Source organism: Marinobacter maroccanus, from assembly GCF_002933275.1.
GTDB classification, from domain to species: Bacteria; Pseudomonadota; Gammaproteobacteria; order Pseudomonadales; family Oleiphilaceae; genus Marinobacter; species Marinobacter maroccanus.
This window is the reverse complement of the sequence record NZ_PSSX01000008.1, coordinates 1-14,894: the sequence shown is the minus strand read 5'-3', so window position 1 is coordinate 14,894 and position 14,894 is coordinate 1. Positions and strand designations below refer to the sequence as shown.

Here is a 14,894-nt window from a genome sequence, read left to right as displayed (position 1 = left end):
AATGTATCCGGTTTGAGACCGCAGACCAATCTGGAGACTGACTGCCCATGACTGTTGCGCTGAATCACCGCATTACCGGCGAAGGCCCGCCCCTGATCCTTTTGCACGGGCTGTTCGGATCTCTCGACAATCTCGGGGGCATCGCCCGCCGTCTGGAAGATCAGTGGCAGATCCATGCGCTGGATGAGCGTAACCATGGTGGCTCTCCCCACATCGACACCATGGATTATCCGGCCATGGCGCGGGATGTGCTCGCCTACATGGATGCACAGGGCCTGGACAAGGTCAGCCTGCTGGGCCACTCCATGGGCGGCAAGGTGGCGATGCAGGTCGCCCTGCAGGCCCCTGAGCGCGTCGATAAACTGATCGTGGCCGACATCGCGCCGGTTTCCTACAAGCCCCGACACGATGCCATTCTGGAAGGATTGACCAGCATGGATCTGACCGGTTTACGCTCCCGCCAGGACGCGGACAGACTCATGGCCGATTTCGTTGAGGAGCCGGGCGTGCGGCAGTTTCTCCTGAAGAACCTGGAGCGGATTCCCCGGGAAGAGCAGCAGGAGGGCGGGCCTGCGTTTCGCTGGCGACTCAACCTGCCGGTTATCGATGCCTGCTATGAGAATCTGGCCAGGGCGCCTGAGGGTGATGGCCCGTTTGATGGGCCCGTGCTGTTTCTCAAGGGCGCGGATTCCGCCTACATCCAGGAGAAGCACCGGAATGATATTGAACGACTGTTTCCCCGGGCGCAGTTGCGTATTATCCAGGGTACCGGCCACTGGCTGCATGCCGAAAAGGCCGATTCCTTTGCCGCCCTCTGCCGCCGTTTCCTCGGTGTCGGTGACTGACCGGGTTGTGTGTCGGGTATTTTCCTGCCCACCGGCCGGTCTGCTAAGGTAACCCAATCGCTGACACACGGAACTGACATAACAACAGGCGGGCAAGGTGTATGAAATGGATGGTGGGGTTGCTGGTTGTTTTCCTGCTACTTGGCAGCTTCCTGCTGACACCGTCGCCTGTTGACAGCAAAGCCTGGAGTCCACCCTCGCCGCCCCCCCTCACCGGGCTTATTGCGCCGAATGAACGACTGAGACTGGCGGATCTTCTGGCCCGGGGCCAGGTGTATGGTCCCGAGGATACGACCGTCAGCGAGGATGGCGTGCTCTATACCGGCACTCAGGATGGTTACATCGTTCGGGTGTTCCCGGATGGTCGGGTCGAAAACTGGTTGTCTACCGACGGACGGCCCCTGGGCATGGTTTTTGACAGTCAGGGCAACCTGATTGTTGCCGATGCCTGGAGAGGCCTGTTGTCCATAAGCCCCGAAGGCAAGGTTACCGTGCTGGCCCGGGAGGCTGAGGGTACGCTGTTCCGGTTCACCGATGATGTTGATATTGCCGATGACGGGCGAATTTACTTTACCGACGCCAGCTCGAAGTTCCGTCAGCCGGAATACCTGCTGGATCTGCTGGAAATGCGTCCCCACGGCCGTTTGCTGCGCTACTCCCCGAAAACCGGCAAGGCCGAAGTTCTCCTGGGCAACCTGCATTTTGCCAACGGCGTTGCGGTATCTCCGGAGGGTGACTACGTGCTGGTTAACGAAACCTGGAAATACCGCATCCTCAGATACTGGATTCACGGGCCCAGAGCCGGGCAGGCAGAGGTGTTTGCCGACAATCTGCCCGGTTTTCCAGATAACCTGGCGGTGGACGAACAGGGGCGCTACTGGGTGGCGTTTCCTACCCTGCGGAACCAGAAAGTTGACGCCATGCACCCACGACCCTGGCTCAAGGATCTGGTGGCCAAGCTCCCGGACAGCCTGAAGCCCGCGCCAAAGGAATATGGTCTGGTGATCGCCTTCGATCGGGATGGCGACGTTATTACCAGTCTCCACGACACCCGGGGAACCCATCTTCAGGAAATTACCTCGGTCAATCCCCACGGTGGCAACCTGTACTTTGGTTCACTTCACAATGATCGTATTGGTCGGCTACCGTTGCAGGCCATTCCCGGTCTCGGAGAGAGCAACTGATGCAGCACCAAGACATTGCCTGGGATCTTCCGGCGCCCTTCACCATTGATATAACGGTTCGGGCCGAGGATACCGACCGGCTCGGACATGCCAATAATGTTGTCTATGTGCGCTGGCTGGAGGATGTCAGCTGGGCTCACATTGAAAGTCTGGGTATGAGTTGGTCGCTGCATGAAAAAACCGGAAAGGCGATGGCCATTACCCGCACGGAAATTGATTACCTGGCCTCGGCGAACATCGGGGATCAGCTGGTGTTGGGGACCTGGCTGACCGACTACGACGGTCGTTTCCGGTCTGCCCGACAGTTCCAGCTGGTGCGTCCGTCTGATGGCAAAACCCTGGTGAGGGCGGTCTCCACCCACGCCTGTGTAGATATGAAAAGCCAGCGGCCTGCCCGTGCCCCGAAAGAATTTGCCGAAATTCTCGGTTCTGCTGTTGTGGCCGGAGGTAAGGGGCTCTAGGTACCCCGAGCTCTTTTGTGCTTTACTTCAGCTAGTCTTGTTCAAAGCCAATCCCGTTTAACCTGTTGTCCGGAGATCCCCATGGAAAATACTGCTGACCAGAATACTGAAGCCACGATGCGCCATGTGATCTACGATCGATTCGGTGAGCGTGATGTCCTGCAGGTGGTCGAGGCTGACGTGCCGGTTCCCGGAGACGATCAGGTGCTGGTCAGGGTGCACGGGGCAGGGCTTAACCCCATTGACTGGAAAACCCGGAAGGGGTTGGGGTTCGCGGCCCGGCAGATCGAGAATTCCCTGCCCTGGACGCCAGGTTACGATGTGGCCGGTGAGGTCGTTGGAGTCGGTGCCAACGTGACCACCCTGGCGCCCGGTGACCGGGTTATGGGGATGGTCGGATTTCCAGCCGGCGGTGGCGGTTATGCCCAGTACGCTCTGGCGGCAGCCGATGAGCTGGCCATTGTGCCGGAGGAGCTGGACCTGGTGTCTGCGGGAGCTTTGCCCCTGGCGGCGCTAACCGCGTGGCAGGCCCTGTTTGAAATGGCGAAGCTGGAGTCCGGGCAGAAAATCCTGATTCATGCCGGCGCCGGTGGGGTCGGGCATTTCGCGGTCCAGTTCGCACTTGAGCGTGGCGCCCATGTCATTGCCACGGCTTCGGCCGGGAACCGGGATTTTCTGGCGGAACTCGGGGTGCACGAAGTGATTGACTACCGCAACACGGATATCGGCGAAGAGTGCTATGGCCTGGACGTGGTGCTGGATCTGGTTGGCGGTGATACTGGCAAACGTTCGCTGCACACCCTTGGCGAGCAGGGTGTCCTTGTCACCATCCCCACGGTTACTGCCGATGAAATCATCAGTGCCGCAGAGGAGATGGGATTACGCGCTCACGGCATGACCGTCCGCCCTGACGTCTTTCACCTGGATGAGATCGCCGAGTTGATTGAGGACGGCGACGTCAAGGTGCACATCGAGAAGGCCTTTCCGCTGGACGATGTTGCCCAGGCCCATGAACTCCTTGAGGGTGGGCACGTGCGCGGCAAACTGGTGCTAGATTGTCGATGAAGGTTCCTGGCCGGCCGGTTGATCCTGGCTGGCCGATGGTTCCCCATCCTCTTTCTCCTTGCGCTCCTTTCTGGCCTGGGCCGGTACCAGGCTGATCAGGATCCAGTCGTCTTCCGGTTTAAGGTCTTTCATGCTGCAAACCGGAGCGACATGCTCCTTGCTGTCGAACGTGAACAGCACCAGGGCCTGGTTCTGGTATTTGTTCAGGAACTCCTCGTAACCAAATTCCTCGCTAAGCTGAGTGGTCTTCACGGTGTAGCCCTGACTGACCAGGCTGGCCAGTTTGGCGTAGCTGACGCCGTCAAACAGGCCCCGGGTCATCTGGATTTTTTCGGCCGTCTGGTGCCGGGCCTTCTGGTCCTGGTCACCCTCTGCCAGGCTGAACACGCACTTGTTTCCGAACCAGTCCAGGAAGTGGTACGTGGCCAGGGAATTCATGTGCTTGTATGGGGAGATGACCAGCAGCTTGCCGATGCCCGTCAGGTCGAGATGGGTGGACGCGTGTTCTGATACGGGGTTGCCAAAATAGACCTGCAGGTTCTCCATGCGCGCCAGGCGCACGTTCTCCCAGTTGGTATCGGCCAGGGTCACCGGTACCTCATACTTCTTCAGGGCCTTGCCGATCATCCGGGCCACCGGGTTGGCGCCCAGGATCAGGAAGCCGTATTCCGCCGGCTCTGCAACTTTCAGCAGGCGGGCGACTGGCCGGGCGGTCAGACTTTGCAGGGTGACGGTGGCGATGATCAGCATGAACACCAGGGGCACCAGGGCGCCGGCACTTTCATAGCCAAGCTTTTGCAACTGGAAGGCGAACAACGCTGACACGGCCGCGGCAACGATGCCCCGGGGGGCAATCCAGCTCAGGAAGAGCTTTTCCCGCCAGTTCAGGCTCGTACCTATGGCGGACAGGAAAATACTCAGCGGTCGGGCTACCAGCATCAACAGGGCCAGCACCGCCACCAGGCCCCAGCCCAGTTCGGCAATCGCAGCAAACTCAACCCGTGCCGCCAGGATGATGAATAGGGCGGAAATCAGCAGAACGCTCAGGGATTCCTTGAACTCCAGAATACTCTCGATGGGTACCTGCTTCATGTTTGCCATCCAGATACCCATGACGGTCACGGTCAGCAGGCCCGACTCATGGGCCAGTTCGTTGGAGATGGCGTACACGCCGAGCATGAAGGTCAGGGTGCCGGCGTTATGCAGGTACTGGGGAATCCAGTGCTTGCGCAATACAATGCCATTGAGATAGCCGGCAACGGCACCGATCACGAAACCCACCGCCAGGGTCTTGCCGAAGATGTAGAGTGAGTGGCCAAACACGTTGCCCTGCCCCCAGGAGACAATCCCCTCGAACACCAGAACCGCCAGCAAGGCCCCGACAGGGTCAATGATGATGCCTTCCCAGCGCAGGATGTTAGCCAGTTTCGAGTCCGGTCGTACGGAGCGCAGCAGCGGTGCAATCACGGTCGGGCCAGTGACGATGGAAATGGCGCCGAACAGCAGGGCGACAGCCCAGGAGACATCCAGAAGCCAGCGTGCTGCAAGGGTGCCGATGATGCAGGTGACAATGGAACCCACAGGAATCAGGTTGCGGACCATCTTGCCGTGGCCGCGGATTTCCGCGTAACGCAGGGTCAGGCTGCCTTCAAACAGGATGATGGCAACGGCCAGGGAGATAACCGGGAACAGCAGGTCGCCAAACACCGCCTCCGGAGCCAAAAAACCCAGGACAGGCCCGGCAGCAATGCCGCCGGCCAGCAGGAACAGGATCGCGGGCATGCGAACCCGCCAGGCAAGCCACTGACAGAACAGTGAGAGAACACCAATGCTGGCAAGAAGCAGGACAGTACTGACAGGCATAATGGTTTCAGGTCCGTTGATCTATTGGTTGGCGCGCCGGGCAATCCGGTTCAGAAGTCGGGAGGCCGCAAAAAAACCGAAGCTGGCGGTTACCGGGCTGGCGGCGCCAAAACCCGAGGCGCAATCCAGTCTTACCGGGCCGTCGGTAGCCGGTTTCTGCAGGCAGACTTCGCCGTCTCCGGCAGGATACGTCAGCTGCTCCAGGGAGTATACGGCCTCAATGCCAAAGCGACGCTTCGGGTTCCGGGAAAAACCGTATTCCCGGCGCAGCAGATTGCGGACCTTGGCCAGAAGCGGGTCCTGGGTGGTTTTGCTGAGGTCGGCCACCTGAATCTGGGTGGGGTCGATCTGTCCGCCGGCGCCGCCGGCACAAACCAGCGGAATTTTCCGGCGCTGGCAGTGGGCAATCAGGGCGGCCTTGGCCTTGACGCTGTCGATGGCGTCGATCACCCCAGTCATCTCCCCGGTAATCAGCTCGCTGACATTCTTGGTGGTCAGGAAGCCGAAATGCACCCGAATGTCTGCCTCCGGGTTGATAGCCCGCAACCGGTCTGCCATGGCGTCGGTTTTGGTGCGCCCGTACTGGCCTTCCAGGGCGTGGAGCTGGCGGTTGGTGTTGGACACACAGACATCGTCCATGTCGATCAGGGTAATGGTGCCAATACCGCTTCTGGCCAGGGCCTCGGCAGCCCAGGATCCGACACCACCAAGCCCGACCACGGCTACATTGGCGTGACGAAAGGCTTCCAGGGCACGGCGCCCGTAGAGTCGTTCGATGCCGCCAAAGCGGAAAGCGTAATCGTCGGCGTTCATGGTGTCCCCGTGTTGGTCCGTTCAAAAGCCGGACGAAATCAAAGAGCGCAATTGTAACCCAGTGACCGCACAGACGAAAAAATGGCCATAAAAAAAGCCACGCAGGGCGTGGCTTTCAAAATACCCAGTCCGACGGGGCGCTGGGCAGGACTAGTTCAGAGACACTAATCAACGTGACTATTATCAATTTCCAGGCAGTCACTCTGAAGGTCAGAAGCTGTCATTGATCGGTCATTTCCGGCCAGAGCTGCCTGGCTCTGGCCGGAGTTGGGATCACGCCGCCCAGTGGTCGTCTGAGAATGCCATCAGGCTGTCCTTGCCGCTCTGAATGTCACCCAGCAGCCAGTCGACTTCCGGCAGCAGCTTTTCGAAGAAGAAGCGTGCAGAGACCACTTTGCTCTCCAGCAAGGGCTTGTTACCTTCGCCGGCGGCAAGCTGTTCGTTGGCGACGTTGGCCATACGGGACCAGAGGTAGCCGATCACGGTCAGGGCCATCAGGCGAAGGTACGGCGTCGCGGCAGCTCCTGCCTGCTCCGGATCTTTCGGTGCATTGGTGGCCAGCCACATGGTGGCGGTTTCCAGCGCCTTCATGGCGTTCTTCAATTCTTCCCGGTGCGGCGCCTCCGGATTGTCCTTCAGGTATCCGCTCAGGGTGCCGAACAGGGTGCGCACCAGCTGACCGCCTTTCAGGCTCAGCTTGCGGCCCACGAGGTCCATGGCCTGAATGCCGTTGGTGCCCTCGTAGATCCGGGCAATCCGGCCGTCCCGCACCAGTTGCTCCAGCGGCCAGTCGGTGGTGAAGCCGGAACCACCCAGTACCTGCAGACCGGTATTGGCGTTGTTGAAGCCTTCGTCCGTCAGGAAGGATTTCACGACGGGTGTGAGCAGTTGGACCAGATCATCGGCGGATTCCCGGACAGTTTCGTCCGGATGCGCAACCGACAGATCCAGCTGGTGTCCGGCAAACAGGGCCAGGGCACGCATGCCTTCATTCAGGACTTTCTGGCGCATCAGCATCCGGCGCACATCCGGGTGAACGATGATCGGATCAGCGGGGCCATCCGGGTTCTTCGGGCCGCTCAGTGAACGGCTCTGCAGGCGCTCACGGGCAAAACCGAGGCTTTCCTGGTAAGCCATCTCCGCGAGGCCGAGGCCTTGCATGCCGACCATCAGGCGGGCTTCATTCATCATGGTGAACATCGCCCGCATACCATCATTTGGCTCGCCGACAAGCCAGCCTCTGGCGCCCTCGAAGTTCATGACGCAGGTGGCGGAGCCCTTGATGCCCATCTTGTGCTCAAGACCGCCGCAGAAGGCAGGATTGCGCTCACCGGAATCCGGCAGGAATTTCGGAACCACGAACAGCGAAATACCCTTGGTGGTATCCGGTGCCCCGGGCAGTTTGGCCAGAACCAGGTGCACGATGTTGTCCACCAGGTCGTGCTCGCCTCCGGTAATCCAGATCTTGGTACCTTCGATGGCATAGCTGCCGTCATCATTCGGGTTGGCGCGGGTGCGGATCAGACCCAGGTCCGTGCCGCACTGGGGTTCGGTCAGGCACATGGTGCCGGTCCACTCGCCAGAGATCAGTTTTTCCAGATAGATCTTTTTCAGTTCGTCTGACCCGTGGGCGTGAAGGGCACTGATGGCGCCGTGGGTAAGTCCAGGGTACATGCCCAGGGAGAGGTTGGTGGAGCAGACCATTTCATCCACCACGAATTTCAGGGTATGGGGCAGGCCCTGGCCGCCGTATTCCAGCGGCGCGTCCAGTGCGGTCCAGCCGCCTTCGACAAATTTCTTGTAGGCCTCCTTGAAACAGTCCGGCGTTTTCACGGAGCGGGTTTCAGGGTCGTAGGTGCAGCCTTCCCGGTCGCCAACCTGGTTGGTGGGCTGGATGACTTCTGCTGCCAGCTTGCCAGCCTCGTCAATAACCGCGGAAATCAGATCCGGGGTGGCATCGGCGTATTTTTCCAGCTCATGCAGCCGGTCTGCGCCCAATACATCAAACAACAGAAAGCGAAGGTCATTCGCCGGAGCCTGGTATTGCATGGATACTCTCCTAAGTGCGCTTTTTTACTGGAGTTCTACCGGTAACGGCAGTACTCCGAAAGATAATTGGAATACTGGTTTCATACGCCCGTTTTAAAGGGCTGGTTCACCGTTCTGGCAGTCCGGAAGATAGAATTTTCGTATGTCCTCCAGAACAAAGGAGGCTTCTCATGAAACAGGTGGTGATTGCCGGGGTTTCCGGCGCAATTGGCGGCGCTTTGGCGACCCGGTTGATTGACCGGGATGCGCAGACCCGTGTGATCGGGTTGTGTCGTGACCCGGAGAAGGCGCCCGAGGCCTTGCGAGCCCATGGGCGAAGTACGGTGTTGCCATGGGATGCCGAGGACAGTGCGTCACCAGCCGCCGTTGCAGAGGCGCTGGAATCGTTGCTGGCCAGCGAGGAGGGTATCGACGGCTTCATATACGCCGCCGGCTTGCTCCATGGGCCGGGTATGTTTCCCGAGAAGCGGCTTGAAGACCTGGATTCGCAGAGTATGGCGCGTGCCTTCGCAGTCAATGTAACCGGGTTCGGGTTGCTGGCACAGGCCCTATTGCCGTGGCTTCGGCGCCGGGAGTTCAAACGGGTGACGGCCATTTCCGCAAAAGTAGGCTCGATTACCGATAACGGGTTTGGTGGCTGGTACGCCTATCGCAGCTCCAAGGCGGCGCTGAACATGCTGGTGCGCAACCTGTCCATCGAGTTGCCCCGCCGCTGCAAACCGATAGCCTGCGTGTCCCTGCATCCGGGCACGACCGAATCGGCACTGAGTGAACCGTTCAGTCAGTCCCTGGCGAAACTGAAAGTGCATACGCCATCGGAAACAGCGGCGAACCTGCTTGACGTGCTCGATGGTTTAGGCGAGGAAGATAACGGGCGATTCCTGAGCTGGGACGGCTCGGAGCTGCCCTGGTAGCCGGATTGTTTTCGGTTTGGCCATAAAAAAGGGGCGATGATGAGTCGCCCCTCTTCTCACGCTCTACACATCCTCGGGCCGATCACCGGATAAACGGATTGAGCATCCGCGTAAACGTGCCTGTCAGCTTCACCGGCGCGCTGAGCACAGAGAGCGTGATGCAGTCTTCACAGCCAACCGCTACCGGCTTGTGCTCATCTTCGTCCGTCAGCACTACGAAATCCCACTGATTGAACACACCTTTCTGGTCGGCAAAGGCGCCTTGCAGAACGATGGTAGTCTCCTCACCCCGGTGAGTGTGGGCTGGCGCTTTTCCGCCCGCGGCCAATTTCTGGAGGACGACCTGTTCTTTCTGGCCGGGAAACCGGTCGGTAATGTCCAGGACACTCACATCGCCCAACTGACGCTTCCACGGCAGGCTGTTGAGATCTTCACCCAGCAGCTTCTGTAGAGCACTGACCCGTGGGATCGCCGGAGTAGCAGGCTCGCCAGATGGTTCACTGTCGATTCGTGAAAGAATGCTGTCGAACATGCTTTCAGAAACAGTCACCTTCGGTTGCTGCTCCATCATCACAGCGCCAAGACTGTCCAGTGTGTCCACACGGCTTCGGCAGTGGGAACACTTGTCCAGGTGGAGCTTGATGCAAAGGGCATGAGGCTCACTCAGGTTACCTGCGCTGTATTCCATCAGGCTCAGGCTGTCGGGATGGTGCCGTGTCATACGTTCTGGTCCTGCAAAATCACTTTCAGTTTGTTCAATGCCAGACGAACCCGGCTTTTAACGGTGCCAAGCGGGATGTCCAACTCGTCTGCGACCATCTGGTGCGACTTGTTTTCCATGTAAACCTTGGCAATAACCGTGATCTGTTCTTCCGGAAGGTGGCTCAGGGACTCCCTGATCCGCCGCTCGGACATGAGGCGGTGCAAAGACGTGACCGGCTCGTTCTCGTTTTCACCCGGAATCTGCCAGAGATCTTCCGTCTCAACCGGCATTTCGGCACTGGTACGCTGCATTTTGCGGAGCATATCAATGCGCTGGTTACGGGCGATGGTAAAAATCCAGGTAGAAGCGGCAGCCTTGCGCCAGTCGTAGAGGCAGGATCGCCTCCAGATGGACACAAACACTTCCTGCACGAGCTCTTCCGCGTGGCTTGCCAGGCCGTTGGCCATGGCGTAGTACTTGATTTGCGGGCCAAAATGCTCGAACAGCGCGTGGTATGCTTCTCGGTCCTGGTTCTTACCCACTTTCTGCAGCATCTGGCTCCAGGGATCCTTCCGGCCCTCGGAATTGGCTGGCTTCTGATCCAGTGTGGTCACCGGACGCTCCTTGACAGTCGCATGATTTGAGCTTGTTCTGGTCATCATTCTATGCACTCGTCCCGGGTTTGTCAGTTACAAGGTTTACGGAATGCGTTATCCGGTGGATCAGCCCGGTTGGAAAATAATGCAGAAATCTGGCATCAGCGACGGTTGCCGGTCGTCTCGCCGGTGATTGCCGGAACCTGCAGAGCGGTCTAGGCTGAGCAATACACCGATACCGGAAGATAACCATCCCCATGAATGCACCCGGAATTACCGGAAATCTGCCCGTTATCCGGGCGCACTATGCGGATATTCTCTGCCAGTTGGCGGAGGATCGTGGCCTGCAACGGTCCCGGTTGCTGTCAGATTCCGGAATCCGGCCCTCCATGCTGGGTCACCCGGAGAACTTCATCACGGTTGATCAGTTCAGCGCTCTATGCCGCGAAAGTCTGGTGCAAAGCGGTGATCCGGCCCTCGGGCTCGAATACGGCAAGCGACTGAAATTTACCACCCACGGTTCCCTTGCCCAGGCCGCCATCAGTTGCGACACCCTCGAGCAGGCGCTCACGGTGTTGATCAAGTATTTCCAGATCCGCTTTGTTTACATGAAGCTGTCTTTTTACGTGGACGGCCGTGAGGCAGTGATCCAGCTGGACCTGGCGCACAGTATCGAGGATCTGTACCGGTTCAACGTCGATGTGGTGATGGCGTCGTTGATGGATGTGAATCTTTTGCTGTTCGGTCAAAGGCTCCTGGACGGAGGCCGCTGCCTTCTGGATTTTCCGGAGCCTGAGGATGCAACGGCCTATCGCCAGCTGTTTGGCAGCCAGATCACGTTTGGCAGCGGGGTGAACCAGCTGCGGTTTAAGGGGGTTTTTCTGGATTCCCCCATGTCCCTGTCGAACCCGGTAACCCGTCGGATAGCCGAAGCCCAGTGCGAGGAGGAAATGCGGTTTATCGAGGGCGCTACGTCGGTCTCGAACCGGGTGATACGCCTGCTTGAAACCGGGAAGAGCCAGCGGTTACCGGCGCTCGAGGAAGTGGCTGAACGCCTGCAGATGTCCGCAAGAACACTTCGCAGGCAACTGGCAGCGGAGGGTGTCCGGTTCCAGCAGCTGCAGGATTCCCTACGTCACCGCCGGGCGTTGGAGCTTCTGCGCCGCAATGAGCTGACCATCGACGAGATTGCCGATGCCCTCGGCTACAGTGACCCCTCCAATTTTGGCCGGGCTTTCCGCAAGTGGGAGGGCATTGCCCCCAGCGCCTGGCGCCGGGAGCGCCGGAAACCCTGAGTCTGGCTATTCTTCCAGGTAGGTGTAGCCATCCAGACCGGCGGCCAGCTCCGCCAGTAGCGCTGACTGGGTTTCCGGTGTCAGGGCAGAGGCGGCGAACTTGCGTCGGTAGGCATCCATCAAGGCATCCGGTTCAAAGTTCACATAGCGCAACACCTTGGCCACCGTATCGCCGGTGATGGGGTCGCTGATCTCATGGCCACCTTCTGTGGTCAGGCGGACGTCCACAGAATGGGTGTCGCCGAACAGGTTGTGCATGTCCCCCAGGATCTCCTGATAGGCGCCGGTCATGAAAAAGCCCATCAACAGCGGATCGCCAGGTTTCTCTTCCGGCAGGGGCAGGGTGGTCTCGGTGCCCTGGCCATCCACATAGCGGTCGATGCGCCCATCAGAATCGCAGGTGATGTCCTGGATGACTGCGCGTCGGTTCAGCGGCCGGTCCAGACCATTGATCGGCATCACCGGGAAGATCTGGTCGATGCCCCAGACATCGGGCAGCGACTGGAACAGGGAGAAATTGACGAACAGCTTTTCTGCCAGTTTCTCGTTGAGCTCGTCGATGATTTCCCGGTGGGCCCGGTTGCTGCTGTCCAGCTGATCCCGGAGTAGTCGGCAACAGCGGGTGTAAAGTGTTTCGGCGTCTGCCCGTTCCTGCAGGGAGAGTACGCCGTGGGCGAACTGGGCGTGAACATCGGCCATTGCGTGCAGCACGTCATGATAGATCTCCGCCAGTGAGCGCGGCGTGTTGGCGTCCTGCAGGCTCTCCAGGTCACGCCACAGATCGTGCAATGGGGCCGAGGCTGCCTCGTCTGGTTGTTGCGGCGTGCGGTTTTCCGGTGCTTCATGGTCGATCACGTTGGTTACAAGCACAGAGTGGTGCGCGGTCAGGGCTCGGCCGGATTCGCTGATCAGATCTGGATGGGGAATACCGTGGCGATCGCACTCCGCCTGGAGTACGTGTACGACGTTGTAGGCATATTCGTAAACGCTGTAGTTCATGGAGCAACTGCTGCGGGAGCGAGTGCCCTCGTAGTCCACGCCCAGGCCTCCGCCAATATCCACCGTTCCGATCGGCGCGCCCATCTGGCGCAGCTCGCTGTAAAAGCGGGCACATTCCCTGAGGCCAGTCTGGATGTCACGGATATTGGCGATCTGCGAGCCAAGGTGGAAATGCAGCAGCTGCAGGGTGTCGAGGGCTCCCGCCTGGCGCAGGGTGGCGACCACATCCAGCACCTGGCTGGCGGACAGACCGAATTTGGATTTTTCACCGCCGGTGTTCTGCCAGTTGCCCTTGCCGATGGTCGCCAGGCGTGCCCGCACCCCGATCAAAGGTGATACGCCAAGGCGTTCCCCTTCCTCCAGGATAAGTGGCAGTTCCGACTTTTTCTCAACGACAATGAACACCCGGTGACCCAGGGTCTGGCCGATCAGAGCCAGGCGGATGTATTCCCGGTCTTTATAGCCGTTGCAGACGATCACCGATCCCGGTTGCTGCGACATCGCCAGCACTGCCATCAGTTCCGGCTTGCTGCCCGCCTCAAGGCCGATCTGCCCTTTCGAGGCAGCCGGCTCTGCGGCCAGCAGTTCCTCGACTACACGGCGCTGCTGGTTCACCTTGATCGGGTAGACCGCCGTGTAACAACCCTGGTAGGCGTGTTCTTCTGCGACCTTGTTGAAGGCACTGCATAGTTTATTGACACGGTCGTGCAGTATATCAACGAAGCGTACCAGTACCGGTAGTTGAACCCCGGAGTCGGTCAGCGTTCGGGTCAGTTCCGGCAGGTTGATTCGGGCCGGGCTGTGGCCACGATCCGGACGGATCAGTACCTGGCCCTGGTCATTGACGCCGATGTAGCCATCGCTCCAGTGGGCAATGTTGTATACCTTGTGGGCCGGGGTGGCGCTGGCTTCGCTCATGCTTGCTATCCTGTCAGGAAACACTGGCCGCCATTGTATGGATTCCCACTCCGGGCTAAAAGCACCGGGTGTGGAAAATACGTGGCCGTTCACCGCGATTATCGCTTTAGCTCACGATGGGGCGCACCTACAATACGCCCTTTCAATTCAGCCCATGGCCCACAGCGGGAGGCAAGACATGACAGCACTCAATGACGGCTGGTTTACCGAGGTATTCCAGGACCAGGGGACGGCGTTCTCCCTGCAGGTGAAAAAGAAGCTCCACGAGGAGCAGACACCGTTCCAGAAACTGGAAATCTATGAGACCGAGACCTTCGGTAACCTGATGGTCCTGGATGGCTGTGTGATGCTGACCACCCGCGATAACTTCCTGTACCACGAGATGATGACCCATCCGGCCCTGTTTACTCACAGGGACCCCAAAAAGGTGGTGATTGTTGGTGGCGGTGACTGCGGCACCCTGAAAGAGGTGCTCAAACACCCGGGCGTAGAGGAAGCCTGGCAGGTGGAAATCGACGAGCGCGTCACCCGCATGTCGGAAAAGTACTTCCCGGAGCTTTGCGAAGCGAACAGTGACCCGCGCGCCAACTTCTTCTTCGGGGATGGCATTCAGTGGATGCGGGACATTGAGCCGAACAGTGTCGACCTCATCATCATCGACAGCACTGACCCGGTCGGTCCAGCCGAAGGCCTGTTTGCCCTGGACTTTTATCGGGATGCCATGCTGGCCCTGCGTGAGGGTGGCATTATTGTCCAGCAGAGTGAATCGCCGCTGCTGCACACCGAAAGCATCATCAAGGGTATTCACGAGGACATGCGCAAGGCAGGGTTCGAGCATGTGCAGACGCTGCCATTCCCGCAACCGGTCTATCCCACGGGCTGGTGGAGCTGCACCATGGCCAGCAAGGAGAATCCGGTAAAATACTTCCGCGAGGAGGATGCCAATAACCGGCCCTTTGTGACCCGCTACTACAACTCAGGGGTTCACCACGGTGCGCTGGCAATGCCGCAGTTCATGGTGGATGCATTGGAGGACGAGGTCCGTCCGGAGGAAGGATAAAAGGATAAAAAAAGGTTCATCGCAGGTTAGCGTGAAAAAGTAGGAGACGGCGGTAAAACCGGTTAGTTTTGAGTTCGCCAAAACAACAAAATTAACCAATCCACCGCCGTCCCTATGAATGCTAATCCT

13 protein-coding genes are annotated in these 14,894 nt (G+C 59.1%); 7 read left to right on the top strand and 6 right to left on the bottom strand.

The genetic code is table 11. The annotated features are described in order from the left end of the window. Window positions 1–47: 47 nt before the first annotated feature. From KEHDKFFH_RS10550 to KEHDKFFH_RS10535, 4 genes are all read left to right on the top strand, one after another. Complete coding sequence (locus KEHDKFFH_RS10550) at window positions 48–845, top strand: alpha/beta fold hydrolase (protein ID WP_104321893.1); 798 nt, start codon at window positions 48–50, stop codon at window positions 843–845. A gap of 101 nt (window positions 846–946) precedes the next feature. Next, on the top strand, window positions 947–2,029 hold the full coding sequence (locus tag KEHDKFFH_RS10545) for an SMP-30/gluconolactonase/LRE family protein (RefSeq protein ID WP_104321892.1): 1,083 nt from the start codon (window positions 947–949) through the stop codon (window positions 2,027–2,029). Then, a complete protein-coding gene (locus KEHDKFFH_RS10540) occupies window positions 2,029–2,490 on the top strand; it encodes an acyl-CoA thioesterase (RefSeq protein ID WP_104321891.1) in 462 nt (153 codons plus the stop codon). Before KEHDKFFH_RS10545 ends, KEHDKFFH_RS10540 begins: the two co-directional genes overlap by 1 nt. Before the next feature lie 81 nt (window positions 2,491–2,571). Beyond that, complete coding sequence (locus tag KEHDKFFH_RS10535; protein ID WP_104321890.1) at window positions 2,572–3,555, top strand: NADP-dependent oxidoreductase; 984 nt, start codon at window positions 2,572–2,574, stop codon at window positions 3,553–3,555. Here KEHDKFFH_RS10535 and KEHDKFFH_RS10530 read toward each other — a convergent pair. The 3 genes from KEHDKFFH_RS10530 to KEHDKFFH_RS10520 form a co-directional block, all read right to left on the bottom strand. Continuing rightward, on the bottom strand, window positions 3,541–5,418 hold the full coding sequence (locus KEHDKFFH_RS10530; RefSeq protein ID WP_104321889.1) for a cation:proton antiporter: 1,878 nt from the start codon (window positions 5,416–5,418) through the stop codon (window positions 3,541–3,543). The genes KEHDKFFH_RS10535 and KEHDKFFH_RS10530 overlap by 15 nt on opposite strands. Before the next feature lie 21 nt (window positions 5,419–5,439). Beyond that, window positions 5,440–6,231 (bottom strand): tRNA cyclic N6-threonylcarbamoyladenosine(37) synthase TcdA, encoded by a 792-nt coding sequence (gene tcdA, locus KEHDKFFH_RS10525; protein WP_104321888.1) that lies wholly within the window; start codon window positions 6,229–6,231, stop codon window positions 5,440–5,442. Between the two features lie 273 nt (window positions 6,232–6,504). Further along, window positions 6,505–8,280 carry an acyl-CoA dehydrogenase C-terminal domain-containing protein gene (locus tag KEHDKFFH_RS10520; protein WP_104321887.1) on the bottom strand — a complete coding sequence of 592 codons (1,776 nt, stop codon included), beginning with the start codon at window positions 8,278–8,280 and terminating at the stop codon, window positions 6,505–6,507. 170 nt (window positions 8,281–8,450) lie between these two features. Here KEHDKFFH_RS10520 and KEHDKFFH_RS10515 point away from each other — a divergent pair, with 170 nt between their 5' ends. Next, on the top strand, window positions 8,451–9,194 hold the full coding sequence (locus KEHDKFFH_RS10515) for an SDR family oxidoreductase (protein ID WP_104321886.1): 744 nt from the start codon (window positions 8,451–8,453) through the stop codon (window positions 9,192–9,194). An 82-nt stretch (window positions 9,195–9,276) separates the two neighbouring features. Here KEHDKFFH_RS10515 and KEHDKFFH_RS10510 read toward each other — a convergent pair whose 3' ends face one another. Beyond that, complete coding sequence (locus KEHDKFFH_RS10510; RefSeq protein ID WP_104321885.1) at window positions 9,277–9,915, bottom strand: ChrR family anti-sigma-E factor; 639 nt, start codon at window positions 9,913–9,915, stop codon at window positions 9,277–9,279. After that, entirely contained in the window at window positions 9,912–10,511 is a 600-nt protein-coding gene (locus KEHDKFFH_RS10505; RefSeq protein WP_104321884.1) for a sigma-70 family RNA polymerase sigma factor, read from the bottom strand. The genes KEHDKFFH_RS10510 and KEHDKFFH_RS10505 overlap by 4 nt, the downstream gene beginning before the upstream one ends. A 239-nt stretch (window positions 10,512–10,750) precedes the next feature. Here KEHDKFFH_RS10505 and KEHDKFFH_RS10500 point away from each other — a divergent pair, with 239 nt between their 5' ends. Further along, a complete protein-coding gene (locus KEHDKFFH_RS10500) occupies window positions 10,751–11,788 on the top strand; it encodes an AraC family transcriptional regulator (protein ID WP_104321883.1) in 1,038 nt (345 codons plus the stop codon). Between the two features lie 6 nt (window positions 11,789–11,794). Here KEHDKFFH_RS10500 and speA read toward each other — a convergent pair whose 3' ends face one another. After that, window positions 11,795–13,705, bottom strand: a complete 1,911-nt coding sequence (speA, locus tag KEHDKFFH_RS10495; RefSeq protein ID WP_104321882.1) for a biosynthetic arginine decarboxylase — start codon at window positions 13,703–13,705, stop codon at window positions 11,795–11,797. 178 nt (window positions 13,706–13,883) lie between these two features. Here speA and speE point away from each other — a divergent pair, with 178 nt between their 5' ends. Continuing rightward, window positions 13,884–14,765 carry a polyamine aminopropyltransferase gene (gene speE / locus KEHDKFFH_RS10490; protein ID WP_104321881.1) on the top strand — a complete coding sequence of 294 codons (882 nt, stop codon included), beginning with the start codon at window positions 13,884–13,886 and terminating at the stop codon, window positions 14,763–14,765. Window positions 14,766–14,894: the final 129 nt, after the last annotated feature.

Coding starts and splice junctions, on each gene's coding strand:
- KEHDKFFH_RS10545 (WP_104321892.1), top strand. CDS start 947: ATGAAATGGATGGTGGGGTTGCTGGTTGTTTTCCTGCTACTTGGCAGC.
- KEHDKFFH_RS10550 (WP_104321893.1), top strand. CDS start 48: ATGACTGTTGCGCTGAATCACCGCATTACCGGCGAAGGCCCGCCCCTG.
- KEHDKFFH_RS10540 (WP_104321891.1), top strand. CDS start 2,029: ATGCAGCACCAAGACATTGCCTGGGATCTTCCGGCGCCCTTCACCATT.
- KEHDKFFH_RS10535 (WP_104321890.1), top strand. CDS start 2,572: ATGGAAAATACTGCTGACCAGAATACTGAAGCCACGATGCGCCATGTG.
- KEHDKFFH_RS10515 (WP_104321886.1), top strand. CDS start 8,451: ATGAAACAGGTGGTGATTGCCGGGGTTTCCGGCGCAATTGGCGGCGCT.
- speA (WP_104321882.1), bottom strand. CDS start 13,705: ATGAGCGAAGCCAGCGCCACCCCGGCCCACAAGGTATACAACATTGCC.
- tcdA (WP_104321888.1), bottom strand. CDS start 6,231: ATGAACGCCGACGATTACGCTTTCCGCTTTGGCGGCATCGAACGACTC.
- KEHDKFFH_RS10530 (WP_104321889.1), bottom strand. CDS start 5,418: ATGCCTGTCAGTACTGTCCTGCTTCTTGCCAGCATTGGTGTTCTCTCA.
- KEHDKFFH_RS10520 (WP_104321887.1), bottom strand. CDS start 8,280: ATGCAATACCAGGCTCCGGCGAATGACCTTCGCTTTCTGTTGTTTGAT.
- speE (WP_104321881.1), top strand. CDS start 13,884: ATGACAGCACTCAATGACGGCTGGTTTACCGAGGTATTCCAGGACCAG.
- KEHDKFFH_RS10510 (WP_104321885.1), bottom strand. CDS start 9,915: ATGACACGGCACCATCCCGACAGCCTGAGCCTGATGGAATACAGCGCA.
- KEHDKFFH_RS10500 (WP_104321883.1), top strand. CDS start 10,751: ATGAATGCACCCGGAATTACCGGAAATCTGCCCGTTATCCGGGCGCAC.